The sequence below is a fragment of the Tessaracoccus sp. O5.2 genome, assembly GCF_964266725.1.
Classification (GTDB): domain Bacteria; phylum Actinomycetota; class Actinomycetes; order Propionibacteriales; family Propionibacteriaceae; genus Arachnia; species Arachnia lapidicapta.
In genome coordinates, this window is the sequence record NZ_CAXWGV010000005.1 from 80,000 (window position 1) to 96,374 (window position 16,375).

The window sequence follows — 16,375 nt, forward strand, 5'->3', positions numbered from 1 at the left end:
AGGAACCGTGACGCTCACCCTCACCGATCTGCCCGCCGATCTCCAGGACGAGGTCGCCTGGACCCGGGACCTGGTCTCGCGTCTGCATGCCGAGCTGCCCCGCTGGGAGCTCGTGGTGTGGACGGCCGGCAACGTGTCGCAGCGGATCCGCTGCGCCGACGTCATCGGCCAGGACCTGTTCGTCATCAAGCCGTCCGGGGTCTCCTACGACGAGCTGGCCCCGGAGAAGATGGTGGTGTGCACGCTCGACGGCGTGAAGATCGACGACGGGACCCCCGCCACCCTGCAGCCCTCCAGCGACACCGCCGCGCACGCCTACGTGTACCGCCACATGGACCACATCGGCGGCGTCGTGCACACCCACTCGACCTACGCCACCGCCTGGGCGGCCCGCGGCGAGGCCATCCCCTGCGTGCTCACCATGATGGGCGACGAGTTCGGCGGCGAGATCCCGGTCGGGCCGTTCGCGCTCATCGGCGACGACTCGATCGGCCAGGGCATCGTCGAGACCCTCAAGGACTCGCGCAGCCGCGCCGTGCTGATGCAGAACCACGGGCCGTTCACCATCGGCAAGGACGCCCGCGACGCCGTCAAGGCCGCGGTGATGTGCGAGGAGGTCGCGCGGACGATCCACATCGCGCGTCAGCTGGGCGAGGTCATCCCCATCCCGCAGGACAAGATCGATTCGCTGTTCGACCGCTACCAGAACGTCTACGGCCAGCCCACCCCCGCTGGCTGAGGTGCCGCGGAGCGGCCTCGAAGCCTAAGCAACGCGGGCTGACGAGGGGGACGCGATCGACGCCTTCGGCGTCGGCTTCGAGACTCGTCCGCGACGGCGGAGCCGTCGGGACGCGACCTCAGCGATCGGAGGGGCGTCGGCTTCGAGACTCGTCCGCGACGGCGGGAGCCGCCGGGACGCGACCTCAGCGATCGGAGGGCGATCGGGGCGTCACCAGACAGAGACGCCCCGGCCCATCCCGAAGTAGCGCCAGCCGGCGTCGCTCCAGCGTCGGGGGTCGAGGACGTTGCGCCCGTCAACGACGTTGGGGGCGGCCGGCAGCGCCACGAGGGTGGCCGGGTCCAACTCCACGAACTCCTTCCACTGCGTCAGCACCATGACGACGTGGGCGTCGCGGATCGCGTCCTCAATCGAGTCGTGGACGTTGAGTTCGGGCTGCCGCCGGCGCAGGAGGTCACCAGCGGCGGGGTCGACGACCGCCAGCTCCGCGCCCCGCGACCACAGCCGGCCTGCGATGTCGAGGGCGGGGGAGTCGCGCAGGTCGTCGGTGTCCGGCTTGAACGTGATGCCGAGGACGGCGACCTTCTTGCCGGCCAACCGGCCGCCGACCGCCTCCTCGGCCAGGGTGACGGCGTGGTCGCGGCGCCGCAGATTGATGGCGTCCACTTCGCGCAGGAACGTGAGGGCCTCGTCGACGCCCAACTCGCCCGCCCGCGCCATGAAGGCGCGGATGTCCTTGGGCAGGCATCCGCCGCCGAAGCCGATGCCGGCCTGGAGGAACTTGCTACCGATGCGGTCGTCGTAGCCGATGGCCTCGGCGAGCCGCGTCACGTCGCCGCCCGTGGCGTCGCACAGCTCCGCCATGGCGTTGATGAAGGAGATCTTGGTGGCGAGGAACGAGTTCGCGGCCACCTTCACCAGCTCCGCCGTCGGGTAGTTGGCCACCACCAGGGGGGTCCCGGTGGCGAGGGGCCGCGCGTAGCACTCGTCGAGGATCTCCTTCGCCACGGCGCCGCGCTCCAGGTCCTCCGGCAGCCCGTAGACCAGCCGGTCCGGGTGCAGAGTGTCGGCGACGGCGTAGCCCTCGCGCAGGAACTCCGGGTTCCAGGCCAGCATCAGGTTCTTCCCCGACGACGCCAGAGCCTCGGCGATCTCCTCCGCCGTCCCGACGGGCACCGTCGACTTGCCCGCCACCAGCACCGGCCGGCCCTCGGCCGGGGGTGCCGCGTGCTCGACGATCGTGGCGACCGCCTGGCGCACGTAGGTCATGTCGGCGCCCAGCCGGCCCTGCAGCTGCGGGGTCCCGACGCCGATGAAGTGGATCTCCGCGTCGCGGATCTCCGTCGGGTCCGTCGTGAAGCGCAGGCGTCCGGTTCCCACGTGGCGCGCGAGGAGTTCCGGAAATCCCGGCTCGTGGAAGGACGGCCGCCCCTGCGCCAGGAGGGCGACCTTGGTTTCATCGACGTCCAGGCCGACGACGTCGTGGCCGAGCTCCGCCATGCAGGCCGCGTGTACCGCGCCCAGGTAGCCGCATCCGATCACCGAAATCCGCATGGCCGTCAGCGTAGTGGCCCGCGGGTCGAGGTCCCTATCCGGTGGCACGGGACGATTGGTCACCCCGCTCTGGTCAACGAGGCTCCGGCGCGGGATGATGGGACCGCGTACAACAACGGAGGTTTACATCGTGGAAAACGTGACCGCAGCGCGCGACACCATCGTGGGTGGCAACACGTCGCTCGGCATCGAGCTCGGCTCGACCCGCATCAAGGCCGTCCTCATCGGACCCGACCACCAGCCCCTCGCGACGGGAGGACATGAGTGGAAGTCGAAGCTTGAGAACGGGGTGTGGACCTACGACATCGACGCCGTCTGGTCCGGCCTCCAGGCCGCCTACGCGGACCTCGCGTCCGCCGTCGAGTCCGCGTACGGCGTCCAGCTCGAGACGGTCGGCGCCATGGGCTTCTCCGCCATGATGCACGGCTACATGGCGTTCGACGCCGCAGGCGAGCTGCTCGTGCCCTTCCGGACGTGGCAGAACACCATCACGGGGGAGTCGGCGCACGCGTTGACGAAGCTGTTCCAGTACAACATCCCGCAGCGGTGGAGCATCGCGCACCTGTACCAGGCCGTGCTGAACGGGGAGGCGCACGTCGGGAAGATCGACTACCTGACGACGCTCGCCGGCTACGTGCACTGGCGCCTGACCGGCGAACGGGTCCTCGGCGTGGGCGACGCCAGCGGCATGTTCCCGATCGACACCGCCACGGGGCAGTTCGACGCCGGCATGCTCGCGCAGTTCGACTCGCTGGTGGCCGACCACCGCTACCCGTGGAAGCTCCGCGACATCCTGCCCGCGGTGCTGCCGGCAGGCCGGGAGGCCGGACGGCTCACCGAGGAGGGCGCCCGGCTGCTCGATCCGTCGGGGAAGCTCCGCGCCGGCGTGCCCGTGGCCCCCGCCGAGGGCGACGCCGGGACCGGCATGGTGGCGACGAACTCCGTCGCGCGGCGCACGGCCAACGTGTCGGCCGGGACCAGCATCTTCGCGATGGTGGTCCTCGAGGGACCGCTGAAGCAGCTCCACGAGGAGATCGACCTCGTCACGACGCCCGCCGGCGACCTCGTCGGCATGGCGCACTGCAACAACGGCGCCGTCGACCTGCAGGCGTGGGTCGGGCTCTTCGGCGAGGCCGCGGCCGCGCTCGGCGCGCAGGTGGACACCGCCGCGCTGTTCCAGACCCTGTACACCGCAGCCCTCGAGGGCGACGCCGACGGCGGCGGCATGCTCGCCTACAACTACCTGGCCGGCGAGCACGTCGTCGGGTTGGAGGCGGGGCGGCCGCTGTTCGTGCGGACGCCGCACAGCTCGTTCACGCTGGCCAACTTCATGCGCACGCACCTGTTCGCGGCGCTGGGCGCGCTGCGCGTCGGCATGGACATCCTGCTCAAGGACGAGGGCGTCGAGCTCGACTCGATGTTCGCCCACGGCGGGCTGTTCAAGACCAAGGGGGTCGCCCAGCGGTTCCTGGCGGCGGCGATGAACACGCCAGTGTCGGTCGGGGAGGTCGCCGGCGAGGGAGGCGCCTGGGGCATGGCCCTGCTGGCGTCGTTCCTGCGCGCCGACGGGGAGTCGCTGGCCGACTGGCTGGCGTCGTCGGTCTTCGGTGGGGCGGCGATCGAGACGGCTGAGCCGGAGGCGACCGACGTCGCGGGCTTCGACCGCTTCATGGAGCGCTACCGCGCCGGGCTCGCGATCGAGCGCGCTGCCGTGGACACTCTGCACTGATCACGCGGCCTACGCGCAGGGGTCCGACCGTCCGCGGTCGGGCCCCTCGTTGTGCGCGGGGCTGTCAGGCTGGGGCGCCGTCCTGTCCCGCGGGAGTGTCGTGGCGGCGGTACATGGAAGACAGTGACCGTTCCGGGTCCAGGCGCTGGAGGATCGCGTCGGCGATGTCCGTGAGCTGGGAGATCTGTTCCGGGGTGAGCGCGTCGATCACGTAGTGCCGCACGGCCGCCACATGCCCGGGCGCGGCCGCCTGGACCTGGCGCCAGCCGTCCTCGCTGAGCCGCGCGTTCGTGGCCCGCGCGTCTTCAGGGCACGGGAAGCGCTCCACGAGTCCGCGGTCCTCCAGTCGTCGGACGACGTGGGAGAGGCGGGGCAGCGTCGCGTTCGTGACACACCTTCGACTCGCTCACCGTGCCGGCGGACTCCTCCGCGGCCGCCCACATCGCCGCCCTGCTGCCGGGCGCCCGCGTCGTCAAGGCCTTCAACACCACCTTCGCCGGCACGCTCTCCTCCGGCACCGTCGGCGGCCAGCCCACCACCGTCCTTGTCGCCGGGGATGACGCCGACGCCAAGGCGCAGGTCAGCGCCATCGTCACCGACGCCGGCCTCCGCGTGCTCGATGCCGGCGCCCTCCGCCGCGCCCGTGAGCTCGAGGCCCTCGGCTTCCTCCAGATCACCCTCGCCGCACGCGAGGCCATCTCCTGGACCGGCGGCTTCGCCGTTCAGTCCTGACCCTCACCCACGACCTGAAAAGAGCCCGCATGAAACTGTTCCAGCCCGCCCAGTCCGTCTCCCCGGCCGTCCTCGACGTCACGCTCCTCGTGGCGCGGGCGGCCCTCGGCGTCATCCTGTTCGCCCACGGATGGCAGAAGTTCATGCAGTACACCCTGGCAGGCACCACCGCCGCCTTCGCCGACATGGGTGTCCCGGTGGCCCCCGTGGCCGCGGCGGTGGTCGCGACGGCTGAGATCGCCGGCGGTCTGCTGCTCGTCCTCGGCGCGCTGACCCGCGTGGCGGCGGCGGTCAACGTGGCCACTCTCGTCGGTGCCCTGGCCCTGGTGCACGCGCCCAACGGGGTGTTCATCGAGAACAACGGCGTCGAACTGGTACTCGGCCTGGCGGCCGGGCTCCTGCTTCTGGCCGTGCTCGGCGGGGGTCGTTACGCTGTCGACGCCCTCCTGGCGCGCAGCCGCGGATCGGTGACCGCTGAGCGTGTCGCCGTCGGTGCTGCCCGCTGACGCCGGCACGCCTTCAATCGAGGCCCTCCCCAGCTGGGGGAGGCCTCGATTCCTTGCGTGGAGAATGCGTTGAGCCTGATCCATGTCTCAAGGAGGGTTTGATCGATCAAACCCCTGATCTTCGACGTCGAGCCGTGCATCAGGCTCAACCCGCCCCGATGAACCGCGTGTCAGGCTCGACCGCCACCGGTCCGGGAGGGCGCTCGGCTTGGGCGGAGTCCGACGACGGTGCGAGAATGGCGCCCATGCAATCCCTCCCTGCGCTCCTTGACGCCCGGCTGCGTGCCGTCACCGGCGTCGACCCCGAGATGCGCCCCGCCACCAAGCCCCAGTTCGGTCACTTCCAGTCGAACGTCGCGCTGCGCCTGGCCAAGCAGGAGGGGCGCCCGCCCCGCGAGGTCGCCGCCGACATCGTCGCCCGCCTCGACGTCGATGACCTGTGTGAGCCGCTCGAGATCGCCGGCCCCGGGTTCATCAACTTCCGCATGCGCTCAGAGGTGCTGGCCGACGCCGCCACCGCGCTCCTCGAGGATCCGCACGGCGGCCTCAACCCCGTCGCGTATCCGCAGCGGGTGGTCATCGACTACTCGGCGCCCAACGTGGCCAAGCAGATGCACGTCGGCCACCTGCGCACCACGATCATCGGCGACTGCTTCCACCGCGTGCTCGCCGCCCTCGGCCACACCGTCATCCCGCAGAACCACATCGGCGACTGGGGCACCCAGTTCGGGATGCTGATCGAGGAGGTCCTCGACGAGGGGATCGACGCGGGGTCGCTGACGCTCGACGAGGCCGACGCGCTGTACAAGCGCGCGGCTGCCCGCTTCCGCGAGGACGAGGAGTTCGCCACGCGCGCCCGCGCCCGCGTCTCCGCGTTCCAGGGCGGTGACGAGGAGTCGCTCGCCATCTGGCGCCAGCTCGTCGAGATCTCCAAGCCCGCGTTCAACGAGGCCTACCGCCGCCTCGGGGTCCTCCTCACCGACGACGACCTCGCCGGCGAGTCCACCTACAACGACGATCTTCCCGTGCTGGTGCGGGAGCTGGAGGAGTCCGGTGTCGCGGTCGTCGACGACGGCGCCCTATGCGTGTTCGTCGACGGCTTCGAGGCCCCGCTCATCGTCCGCAAGACCGACGGCGGCTACGGCTACGCGACGACCGACCTGGCCGCGATCCGCCGCCGCGTGCGTGACCTCCACGCCGACCGGATCATCTACGTCACCGACGCCCGGCAGGCCGGGCACTTCGCGCAGGTGTTCGCGGCCGCCCGGAAGGCCGGCTTCCTGCCCGGGCACGTCACCGCGCAGCACGTCGGATACGGCATGGTGCTCGGCCGCGACGGCAAGCCCTTCAAGACCCGCGACGGCTCCGCCGCCACCCTGGGCTCGCTGCTCGACGCGGCCGAGGAGGTCGCCGCCCCGAACATCGCGCTGGCGGCCATCAAGTACGCCGACCTCTCCAACGGCCTGCAGAAGGACTACACCTTCGACGCCGAGCGCATGGTCCAGACCACCGGCGACACCGGCCCCTACCTGCAGTACGCGCACGCGCGGGTCACGCAGATCCTGCGCAAGGCGGCGGCCGAGAACATCTCCTGGGGCTCCGTGACCGTGCTCGAGGAGCCCGCGGAACAGCAGCTCGCCCTGCTGCTCAGCGGCTTCGGCGACGTCGTCGACGAGGTGGCGCATTCGCTGCAGCCCCACAAGCTGTGCCACTACCTGTATGACCTCGCCGGAGCGCTGGCGTCGTTCTACGAGGCGTGCCCGGTGCTGAAGTCCGAGGGGGACGTCCGCGCCTCGCGGTTGGCGCTGTGCGCCGCGACGCAGCAGGTGCTGGCCAGGGGTCTGGGTCTGTTGGGCATCGACGCGCCCGAGCGCATGTGAGAGAGCTCCGAAAGCGACGAGGGGGCCGGGTGGTGCAGTACCACCCGGCCCCCTCGTCGTCTGATCAGGTCACTCGTCGGCGTCGGTCTCCGCGACATCGGCCGGGTTGGCGTCGGCCACGGCCGGGATCATCGACAGCACGTCGGGGTTGTCGACGGCGTCCTTCGCGGCCAGCGCCGCCCCGATGATGCCGGCGCGGTTGCGCAGCTTCGCGGGGACCATGGGCGTCTTGAGCTTGAGCAGGTGTCCCCACTTGTCCCAGTCCTTCGACACGCCGCCGCCGGTGACGAATAGGTCCGGGGAGAACAGCATCTCGACGTGGCTGTAGTAGGGCTGGAGGCGCTCGGTGGCCCACTCCTCGTAGCTGAGGCCCTCCTTGTCCTTGATCGACGACGCCGCGCGCTTCTCCGCGTCGAAGCCGTCGAGTTCCAGATGGCCGAGCTCGGCGTTGGGAATGAGCACGCCGCGGTAGATGATCGCCGAGCCGATGCCGGTGCCCAGCGTCGTGAGGATGACCAGACCCGGGTGGTCCTTGGCGGCGCCGAAGTGCACCTCGGCGAGGCCCGCGGCGTCCGCGTCGTTGACGAGCACCACCTTGCGGCCCAGCTTCTCCTCGAAGTACTCGTCGGCCTTGAAGCCGTTCCACTTCTCGTCCAGGTTGGCCATGAACGGCACCTTGCCGTGCAGGACGGGGGCGGGAATGGTGAGGCCCACGGGGTTGTCGCCGATGACGCCGGCGAACTGGTCGATGATCTCGCCGACCACCGCCGCGACGTTCTTCGGCGTCGACTTGGCCGGCGTCGGGATGCGGAGGCGGTCGCCAGCGAAGTCGCCGATCGCCAGGTCCACCGGCGCGCCCTTGATGCCGGACCCGCCGACGTCGATACCCAGGAAGATGCTGCTCATGGCCCGTAGCGTAGCGGTAGCACCCCCGGCGCCGGAGAGCGCGGTCAGGATCAGGCGACGGCGGCGCGGGCCGCGCGCCCGCGTTCCAGTTGATCCTCGAACACGCGCCGCGCGATCCCGGCGTCGAGATGGTACAGCCGCAGCGACACCGGACCGTCGGTGGTGTGCACCGCGACCGTCGCAAGCCGCAGCCTCCGCTGCAGGGGCCCCTGGTGCACCGACAGCGACTGCATCCGGCGGTGGGGGACGATCGTCAGGCGGTGCTCGATGAGCCCATGGTGCGCCACGACGACGTCGTCGCCGACGCCCCAGGTGTGCTGCTCGAACGCCAGCGGCGTCAGCCAGCGCGCGCGGTCGGGCTGCGGCACGGGCTGCACCCGGGTGAGGTCCAGCTCCGGCCAGATCGCCCGCAGCACCGTGAGGACGTCGGCCCACGTGCCGAACGGGAGCACGACGGAGTTGGCGGCGCCGTTGCTCTCGTCGCCGGACTCCGCGAAGCCCAGCACCGTGACGGTGACGCGGTAGAGGCCCGTGATGCGCTGCAGGAGGTCCTGCTGCACGGCCACGCCCTGGATGCGGTCGGGGCGGAGGCCCTGCGCGGTGGTGGAGCCGAATCCGCGGGAGATGCGCAGCGTGTCGCCGCGGCGCGTCATGCGGAACCCCCAGTTGCGGCCGACGTTGGACCACGCCCAGCCCCCGAACGCCAGGAGCGCGCCGAGGGAGGTGATCGAGCCCCCGCCCCAGATGGACGCCGCCAGCAGCGCGCCAGCGACGAGCAGCGCGGCCGCGGCCGGGCTCGAGACGACGGTGCCGAGCAGGAGGGTGGCGGGCGCGACGGCGTGGACGAGCACCTCAGGCGGCTCGGCCTGCTCCACGGGAGGGGTGCCGGCCGGTGCCGCGTCACCTGGGGCGGTCGCCGGGCCGGGGGGCAGCGCACGGGCACGGGCCATCCGCGCGAGGAGGTGTTCCCGCAGCGCCTCCGCCCGCGCCCTGGTGAGGAACGCGAGGTTGAGTCCGCCGGCGCCACCGACGTCGATGTGGACCTTCGCCAACCCGAGCAGCCGGGCAACGAGCGGCTGGGCGATCTCCACCGCCTGCACCTTGGTGTAGTCGACTTTGGACGACGACCGCCAGATGAAGCTCCACTCGACCCGGAACTCGGCGTCGTCCACGATGAACGCCGTGGTCCGCCAGGCGAACAGTCCGTAGATGCCGGCCAGCAGCACGGCCGCGGCGGCGAGGATCCCGAAGACCACCGCCTGGCCGCTGAGGTCCTTGAGGCCGCCGTCGCCCAACTCCTGGACGAAGAACACGACGACCGCCGCCAGGGCGATGCCGCCGTGCGCCACGCCGGTGAGCGGGCTCGGGTGCTCGACCACCTGGCGGGCGGGCACGACAGCCGGGGCCGACGGGTCGGCCGGGGAGAGGCTCATCAGATGCCGGCCTGCTGGGTCTCGCCGCGGGCGATCAGCCGGTCGCGCAGCGCCGCCGCGTCCGCCTGGGCGAGGCCGGGGATGGTGACGCCGCCCTGCGTCGACGACGTGATCATCTCCACCGTGGCCAGCCCGAAGGCCCGCTCGAGCGGCCCGGACTGCAGCTGTACGAGCTGCATGCGCCCGTAGGGCACGCACACCAGCCGCCGGTGGAACAGGCCGCTGGTGAGGTAGACGTCGGTGTCGCGCTCGGCGTAGCCCCACCGTCGGAACGCCCGGGGCGCCCGGATCAGCCGCCAGGCAAGCAGCGCGGCCCACACCGCGACCACGGCCCAGCCCAACGCCGGCGGCCCCACCAGGAACGCGGCGACGGCGGGGCCGACGAACAGCGCGGTCCAGCCGAGTGGGATGAGGAGGAGCTTCATGCGCAGGTAGTTCGGGGAGAGCCGCTGCCAGGCCGTGCCCGGGGGCGCGAAGAGGTCCTCGGTCACCGGATGAACCGCTCGTAGCGGCGGCGGTCCATCGCCGGGCCGACCACCTTCAGCTCGCCCATGATGAGCGTGCCCACCAGCGTGAGCCGGATGCCGTCGGGGCGGGGCAGGAGGCCCGTCACCTTCGACTCGGCCATGATGAGGCTCACTCCGGACAGGTTGACGTCCACACCCTCGGGGACCCGGATCTTGACGTCGCACAGTCCGCCGCCGACGTGGATGGTGGTGTCGCGGCGTTCGAAGGCGGCGCCGATGAGGTCGAGGCGGGTCTCGCCCAGCCACGTGTTCAGCGTGACCTCGCCGGCGACGACGCCGATGCGCCCGGGGTTGAACGTGGACAGCAGCGCGTTACCGCCGGTGAACGCGCCGGGCGTGACGGGCAGGCCGCTACGCGGGGGAGCGGCCGGCATGGGCGGGTAGCCGGGGGTGGGGGCGCTCACCGGCTGCGGCGCCGGCCGGGGCGGGTCGACGACGACGAGATCCGTCGTCAGCGCGGTGAGGTCGCCGAAGGTCTTGGCGTCGTAGGCGCGGGCGATGCGCTCCGCGTGCTCGTCGAACGTGAGCCGACCGTCCGCGTAGGCGTTGTTGAGCAGCGTCGCCACGACCTCGCGGTCCTGGTCCGCGCACCGCAGGACGTCGAGGCGGTTCGGTTCGGGCATGTGGTCCAGTCTATGGGCGGGCGGGCCAGTCCTCGCTAGGGTGTGGGGGGACGAGGAGGTTCAGACAATGGGCGCGAAGAAGCGGGTCGGCATCCTGACGGCCGGCGGTGATTCCCCGGGGCTCAACGCGGCGATCCGCGGGTTCGGGAAGGCCGCCATCGGCACGCACGGCATGGAGCTCATCGGATTCCGCGACGGCATCCGGGGCCTGGCGGAGGACCGCTGGCAGGAACTCGACGGCACGGCGCTGTCGGGCATCCTGACGGTCGGCGGGACGGTGCTGGGTACGTCGCGGGACAAGGCGCACAAGATGGTCGTCGACGGCGAGGTCCGCGACATGGTGCCGACCATCGTCGAGAACTGCGAGAGGAACAAGCTCGACGCGCTGGTGTGCATCGGCGGCGGCGGGACGGCCAAGAACGCCAACCGGCTGCGCGAGGCGGGCCTCAACGTCATCCACCTGCCGAAGACCATCGACAACGACATCGCGCACACCGACACGAGCTTCGGGTTCTCCACGGCGCTCGGTATCGCCACCGAGGCGATCGACCGGCTGCACTCGACGGCGCACTCGCACCACCGCGTCATCATCGCCGAGATCATGGGGCACAAGGCCGGTTGGCTGGCGCTCGGCTCCGGCATCGCAGGCGGGGCGGACATCATCCTCATCCCGGAGATCCCGTACAACGTCGAGTCGATCGCGGAGTCGATCAAGAAGCGCGCCGCGTCCGGCCGCAACTTCTCGGTCATCGCCATCGCTGAAGGGGCCCGCGACGTCGCGGACAGCGCGGACCTGCAGGCGGCGATCGCGCTGGTGAAGTCGGCGTCGACACCGGAGGCGAAGTCGGCGGCCAAGCAGCACAAGTCGTCGGTGGAGGCGGGCCACCGCGACAACGCGTTCAAGGTGGCGACCGAGCTGGAGGCGGCGACCGGACTCGAGTCGCGCGTGACGATCCTCGGCTACGTACAGCGCGGCGGCACCCCCGACGCCAATGACCGGCTGCTCGGCACGCTCCTCGGCACCGCCGGCGCGGACCTGGTCGCGGAGGGTCGCTTCGGCGTTACCGTGGCGTCCCAGGCCGGCGAGGCCGTACCCGTGCCCCTGGAGGACGTGGCCGGCAACCTCAAGACCGTCCCCGTCGACCATCCGTGGATCGCGGCGGCCCGGCACGTGGGCACCGGCTTCGGCGACTGACCTGCATAGTTCTCGCTCCAGGGCTTCTCCTGTGCATATGCACGCAGGAAGCTCTCCAGCGAGAAAAGTGCCGGGCTACCTGGTGGCCTCAGCCAGCAACTCGAGGATGTGCACGTAGGTGCGGCCGGTCGCCCGCGACATCGCGATCTCGCACGTCCGGTTGAGCGACGCGTAGGCGAAGAATCCCGTGCGGACCTCGGCGGCCTCGTCGCGGGTGGCGGCCTCCGTGAGCTCCGGGTGCAGCAGGCCCCGGTCGCCGGCGAAGCCGCAACAGGCCCACGACGGCGGCACGGTGACCTCGTCGGCGATGAACTGCGCGATGGCCAGGAGGTCGTCGTTGACGTCGAGCCGCGTCGAGGCGCAGGTCGGGTGGAGGCCCAGTGACGGCAGCGAGCGTCTCACCTTGAGGCGCGGCACCAGCTCACGGGCGGCGAAGGTCACAACGTCCAGCACCTCCGGGCCCCAGCCGTCGGTCATCGTGGTGAGGCCGGCGGTGCAGCTGGAGGCGTCGACGACGACGGTGCTGTCCTCGCGGCGGCCGAGAACCTCCCGCACCTTGGCCTGCATGGTCTGATACCCCTCGGTCAGGCCCTTGGCGCGCCACGGCGAGCCGCAGCACAGGTCTTCGGCGTCCAGGAGAGCCACTGGCACCTGCGCCCGGTTGCACAGCTCGTTGAAGGCCGCGAAGACGCCCTGACCTGACGGCCCGAACATCGACTGCAGGCAGGACGGGAAGTAGGCGGCGACGGCGGGCCGGTCGCGGTTGCGCCGCCGGGGCCGGCGCCGTAGACCCGAGCCGGGCGGGAGGGTCGCGTCGTAGCCGGGGACGGCCTCGGCGCCGAGGGTGCGTCGGCCCAGCCGGGTCGCGACCGTCGCGAGCGGCACGCTGGACTTGGCCATCGTCAGGGCGGCCGAGCCCATGCGCGTGGCCAGCCCCCACGCCTTCGCGGCCCTGTTCCAGGCGGTCGTCTCGACGCCTCCCGCGCGTTCCTGCCGTTGCCGCCGGACGAGGTCGCCGGTGTTGATGCCGAGGGGGCAGGCCACCTCGCACATGCCGTCGACGGCGCAGGTCTCCAGGACGGCGTAGTCGTAGTCGGCCTCGACCTGGGCGACGAGCTCAGTGTCGTCGCGGCGGGCGGTGAGCTCTCGTTGCAGCACGATGCGCTGGCGGGGGGTGAGCGTGAGGTCGCGCGAGGGGCACACCGGCTCGCAGAAGCCGCACTCGATGCACGCGTCCACCTCGGGTTCGATGGTCGGCATCAGCTTGAGGTGCTTGAGATGGGCGTCCGGGTCGTCGGAGATGATGACGCCCGGGTTGAGGACGCCGTGGGGGTCGAAGAGGTGCTTGATCTCGCGCATCACCTCGTAGAGCTCGTCGCCGTACTGCTCGCGTAGGAACGGCGCCATGGCCCGCCCGGTGCCGTGCTCGGCTTTGAGGACGCCGTGGTGCCGCAGCGTGAGGCGGACGAGCTTGCGCGTGAACTTGCGGTAGCGCAGCAGCCCGACGGGGTCGTCGAAGCGTTCGCTGAGCAGGATGTGGATGTTGCCGTCGCGGGCGTGGGCGAACATGGGTGCCTCGGGGTAGCCCGAGTTGTCGAGCAGGGTGACGAGGTCGCGACAGGCGGCCGCGAAGTGCTCCGGCGGGACGCAGACGTCCTCGAGGAGCGTCGTGGAGCCCGAGGCGCGCGCACCCGCAACCAGCGCGTACAAGCCTCGGCGCAGCTCGACCAGAGCGTTGCGCTCGCGCACCTCCGTGGTGAGCTCCACGCGGGCCAGCGCCGGGATGGACCGCAGTTCGACGCCCGCCGCCTCGAGCCGGTCGGCCAGCGTGATCTCGTTGACCTCGTGGAGCTCGACCAGCAGCGCCGCCTCAGTGGTCAGCGGTGCCTCGCGGAGGATGGTGGGGGCGTCGGGCTGGGCCCGTGCGACGCGCAGGGACGCGGCGTCCATGAGCTCGATGGCCTCGAAGCCGTGCTCGATGAGCGCCGGCACGGCGGCGGTGGCGTCGTCGAGGCTCGGGAACAGCGCGAGGGCGGCGGCGCTGTGCCGCGCCAGGGGGACGGTGCGGAACGTGGCCTCCGCGACGAAGCCCAGCGTGCCCTCGGAGCCGATGAGGAGGTGTCGGATGATGTCCACGGGGCGGTGGAACTCGAGCAGCGCGTTGAGCCCGTAGCCCATGGTGTTCTTGACGCTGTAGAGGCGGTTGATGTCGGCGATCGCCGCAGGGTTGGTCCGCAGCCGCCTCCGGAGCATGTGGAGCCCGCCGACCAGCGGCGTCTCCTCGAGGCGGAGCGTGATGTCGGCGGAGGGATCTGCGGTGTCGACGACCCGCCCGCTCGGCAGGACGAACACCATCGACTCGAGCGTCTGGTAGCTGTTCTGCTCGACGCCCGACAGCATGCCGCTGGAGTTGTTGGCGACGATGCCGCCGATGGTGCAGGCGACGTCGCTCGTGGGGTCCGGGCCCAGCCGCCGGCCGTAGCGGGCCAGCCGGGTGTTGACCGCGCGGAGCGTCGCCCCGGCGCCGGCCCGGACGCGGGCGCCGTCGTCGAGCACCTCGATGTCGCGGAAGTGGCGGCGGACGTCGACCAGGAGGTCGGAGCTGATCGACTGCCCGCACAGGCTCGTGCCGCCGCCCCGGAAGGTGATGCGACGGCGGGTGCGGGCGGCCTGGACCATGAGCGACGCCACCTCGTCGACGCTCGAGGGCGTGGCGACCCCCGACGGCGTCAGCAGGAACGGCGAGGCGTCGTGGGACATCGCGAGGCGGGTGATGGCACGCTCGTCGACGGTGACGTCGCCGAGGGTGCTGCTCACGCCGCCAGCCTACTCAGAAGCTGTTCGGTGTGGTGCCGGCCGTGTTCCGGGTCGGTGGAAAACCCTGCTAACCTAGTGGCCACGCGCGGGCGTAGCTCAATGGTAGAGCGCTAGCTTCCCAAGCTTGATACGCGGGTTCGATTCCCGTCGCCCGCTCCACGGTCCCGGTCCTAGTCAGAGCAGGAATGACGAGGTCGGAGCCGGCAGCAAGGAAGCGTGTTAAGACCCCTTCCGTGGGCTTTCGTGGGCCATCGGCCCCACGAGGACACGAAAGGACGTACCCGAGATGGGTAGGAAGACCACCCGCCGCGGCCGCAGCGACCTGGGCAGCATCGAGCAACTTCCCTCCGGCCGCTACCGCGCCTACTACCGCTACGAGGGCCGCAAGTTCACCGGCCCGCACACGTTCGACTCACACGCCGCCGCCGTGGCCTGGCTGAGCACCGAGCGCTCAGAGCGGGCCCGCGGCACCTGGAAGGACCCCGAGCTGGGGCGGGTCAAGCTGCGCGACTGGGCCACCACCTGGCTGAACTCCCGGGTCAACCTGGCCGACTCCACTCGCCGCAATCACCTGCACAGCCTGAACCGCTGGGTCCTGCCCTACCTGGGGGACCGTGACCTGGGCGACCTCACCGCTCCGATGGTGCGGCAATGGTTCACCACCGTCAGCGCCGACGCCCACGCCGCCGCCACCCAGCCCCGGCCGAGCGGCCACACCACCCACGGACACCCGGCCCGGCAGTGGGCCCGCGAGCACGGGTACGACGTCAAGCCCACCGGCAGGCTGCCCCGCCACGTCCTGGCCGCATGGCAGGCAGCCACCCAGCGCCCCACCGAGACCAGCGCCCCGGGCACCAACGCCACCCGGCCCGGGGCAGTGGCCGCGTGCAACGCCTACCGCACCCTGCGCGCCTGCCTGAACGCCGCCGTCCGGGACGGGCTGATGGACTCCAGCCCCTGCAAGGTGGAAGGGGCCGGGCAGGTCAAGCACCCCGAACGCATCCCCGCCACCCCCGACGAGGTCGCCGCCCTGGTCGAACTGATGCCGGCCGACCTCGCCGCGGCCGTGTGGGTGGCTGCCTGGTCCGGGCTGCGCTACGGCGAACTGTTCGCCTTGGCACGCAAGCACGTGGACCTCAGCCGCGGCACTCTGACCGTGCACCGCACCCTGACCCGGGCACGCACGTTCGGGGCCCCGAAGACCGCCAGCAGCGTGCGCACCGTGTGGCTGCCCGATTTCGTCACCCAAGCGCTGAGCCGCCACATGGACCAGCACACCGGCCCCGGCCCGGATGCGCTGATCTTCGCCGCAGCCACCGGAGCCCCGGCCCGTCAGGCGCACGTCAACAAGCACTTTCGGCGCGCTGCCCGGGCCATCGGCCGAGATGACCTGCACTGGCACGACCTGCGCCACACCGGCGCGACCCTGGCCTATACCGCCGGGGGAACGGTGCGCGACGTGCAACGCCGCCTGGGTCACTCCACCGCCCGGGCCGCGATGATCTACGCCCACGCCCTGGACGACGGCGACCGCCTGCTAGCCGAACGACTCCAAGCCGCCTACGCCCCCCGCACCGTCGAACCACCCGAGGGCCCCCAGCCGCCCTCTAGGGCGTGTCTCCTTATGCGTGAAGCCAGAGGGTGATCGCGCGTAGGACAACGCCTCCTCGGTAGATGGCTGCGTGTTTGTCGTATCGGGTAGCGATGCCGCGCCATTGCTTGTGGTCGTTGAAG

Annotated in this window: 14 protein-coding genes and 1 tRNA gene; 8 read left to right on the forward strand and 7 right to left on the reverse strand. The window is 71.3% G+C overall.

Translation table 11 applies throughout. The annotated features are described in order from the left end of the window. Window positions 1-7: 7 nt before the first annotated feature. Window positions 8-739, forward strand: coding sequence for an L-ribulose-5-phosphate 4-epimerase (locus ACFQPD_RS03375; protein ID WP_385898431.1), 732 nt, complete (start codon window positions 8-10; stop codon window positions 737-739). A gap of 210 nt (window positions 740-949) precedes the next feature. Here the strand turns inward: ACFQPD_RS03375 and ACFQPD_RS03380 are convergent, their stop codons facing one another. Beyond that, a complete protein-coding gene (locus ACFQPD_RS03380) occupies window positions 950-2,293 on the reverse strand; it encodes a UDP-glucose dehydrogenase family protein (RefSeq protein ID WP_385898434.1) in 1,344 nt (447 codons plus the stop codon). 139 nt (window positions 2,294-2,432) lie between these two features. On the opposite strand from ACFQPD_RS03380, the gene ACFQPD_RS03385 reads away from it, so the two are divergent. Next, window positions 2,433-4,022, forward strand: coding sequence for a xylulokinase (locus ACFQPD_RS03385; RefSeq protein ID WP_385898437.1), 1,590 nt, complete (start codon window positions 2,433-2,435; stop codon window positions 4,020-4,022). 64 nt (window positions 4,023-4,086) lie between these two features. On the opposite strand, the gene ACFQPD_RS03390 is transcribed toward ACFQPD_RS03385, so the two are convergent. Then, window positions 4,087-4,398, reverse strand: coding sequence for a MarR family winged helix-turn-helix transcriptional regulator (locus ACFQPD_RS03390; RefSeq protein WP_385898469.1), 312 nt, complete (start codon window positions 4,396-4,398; stop codon window positions 4,087-4,089). A gap of 35 nt (window positions 4,399-4,433) precedes the next feature. Here ACFQPD_RS03390 and ACFQPD_RS03395 point away from each other — a divergent pair, with 35 nt between their 5' ends. The 3 genes from ACFQPD_RS03395 to argS all read left to right on the forward strand — a co-directional run bounded on the left by ACFQPD_RS03395 (window position 4,434) and on the right by argS (window position 7,140). Continuing rightward, window positions 4,434-4,754 carry an NADPH-dependent F420 reductase gene (locus ACFQPD_RS03395; RefSeq protein WP_385898440.1) on the forward strand — a complete coding sequence of 107 codons (321 nt, stop codon included), beginning with the start codon at window positions 4,434-4,436 and terminating at the stop codon, window positions 4,752-4,754. Window positions 4,755-4,783: 29 nt separating this feature from the next. Continuing rightward, complete coding sequence (locus tag ACFQPD_RS03400; protein WP_385898443.1) at window positions 4,784-5,260, forward strand: DoxX family protein; 477 nt, start codon at window positions 4,784-4,786, stop codon at window positions 5,258-5,260. 245 nt (window positions 5,261-5,505) lie between these two features. Continuing rightward, a complete protein-coding gene (argS, locus tag ACFQPD_RS03405; RefSeq protein ID WP_068749793.1) occupies window positions 5,506-7,140 on the forward strand; it encodes an arginine--tRNA ligase in 1,635 nt (544 codons plus the stop codon). A 69-nt stretch (window positions 7,141-7,209) separates the two neighbouring features. On the opposite strand, the gene ppgK is transcribed toward argS, so the two are convergent. Genes ppgK through ACFQPD_RS03425 form a run of 4 tightly spaced genes read right to left on the reverse strand, consistent with a single transcriptional unit; the run spans window position 7,210 to window position 10,629 of the window. Further along, complete coding sequence (ppgK, locus tag ACFQPD_RS03410; protein WP_385898446.1) at window positions 7,210-8,046, reverse strand: polyphosphate--glucose phosphotransferase; 837 nt, start codon at window positions 8,044-8,046, stop codon at window positions 7,210-7,212. Window positions 8,047-8,096: 50 nt separating this feature from the next. Further along, window positions 8,097-9,479 (reverse strand): PH domain-containing protein, encoded by a 1,383-nt coding sequence (locus ACFQPD_RS03415; RefSeq protein WP_385898448.1) that lies wholly within the window; start codon window positions 9,477-9,479, stop codon window positions 8,097-8,099. Further along, a complete protein-coding gene (locus tag ACFQPD_RS03420; RefSeq protein WP_068749784.1) occupies window positions 9,479-9,970 on the reverse strand; it encodes a PH domain-containing protein in 492 nt (163 codons plus the stop codon). Before ACFQPD_RS03420 ends, ACFQPD_RS03415 begins: the two co-directional genes overlap by 1 nt. Further along, complete coding sequence (locus tag ACFQPD_RS03425; protein ID WP_385898451.1) at window positions 9,967-10,629, reverse strand: DUF1707 domain-containing protein; 663 nt, start codon at window positions 10,627-10,629, stop codon at window positions 9,967-9,969. Before ACFQPD_RS03425 ends, ACFQPD_RS03420 begins: the two co-directional genes overlap by 4 nt. 67 nt (window positions 10,630-10,696) lie before the next feature. On the opposite strand from ACFQPD_RS03425, the gene ACFQPD_RS03430 reads away from it, so the two are divergent. Beyond that, a complete protein-coding gene (locus ACFQPD_RS03430) occupies window positions 10,697-11,824 on the forward strand; it encodes a 6-phosphofructokinase (protein WP_385898454.1) in 1,128 nt (375 codons plus the stop codon). A gap of 75 nt (window positions 11,825-11,899) precedes the next feature. Here ACFQPD_RS03430 and ACFQPD_RS03435 read toward each other — a convergent pair whose 3' ends face one another. Further along, window positions 11,900-14,641: an FAD-binding and (Fe-S)-binding domain-containing protein gene (locus tag ACFQPD_RS03435; protein WP_385898457.1), complete on the reverse strand. Its 2,742-nt coding sequence runs from the start codon at window positions 14,639-14,641 to the stop codon at window positions 11,900-11,902. A gap of 85 nt (window positions 14,642-14,726) precedes the next feature. Here ACFQPD_RS03435 and ACFQPD_RS03440 point away from each other — a divergent pair. Together ACFQPD_RS03440 and ACFQPD_RS03445 are read left to right on the forward strand one after the other, a co-directional pair. Then, window positions 14,727-14,800: transfer RNA gene (locus ACFQPD_RS03440), tRNA-Gly, on the forward strand. A 127-nt stretch (window positions 14,801-14,927) separates the two neighbouring features. Next, a complete protein-coding gene (locus ACFQPD_RS03445) occupies window positions 14,928-16,286 on the forward strand; it encodes a tyrosine-type recombinase/integrase (RefSeq protein WP_385898459.1) in 1,359 nt (452 codons plus the stop codon). Window positions 16,287-16,375: the final 89 nt, after the last annotated feature.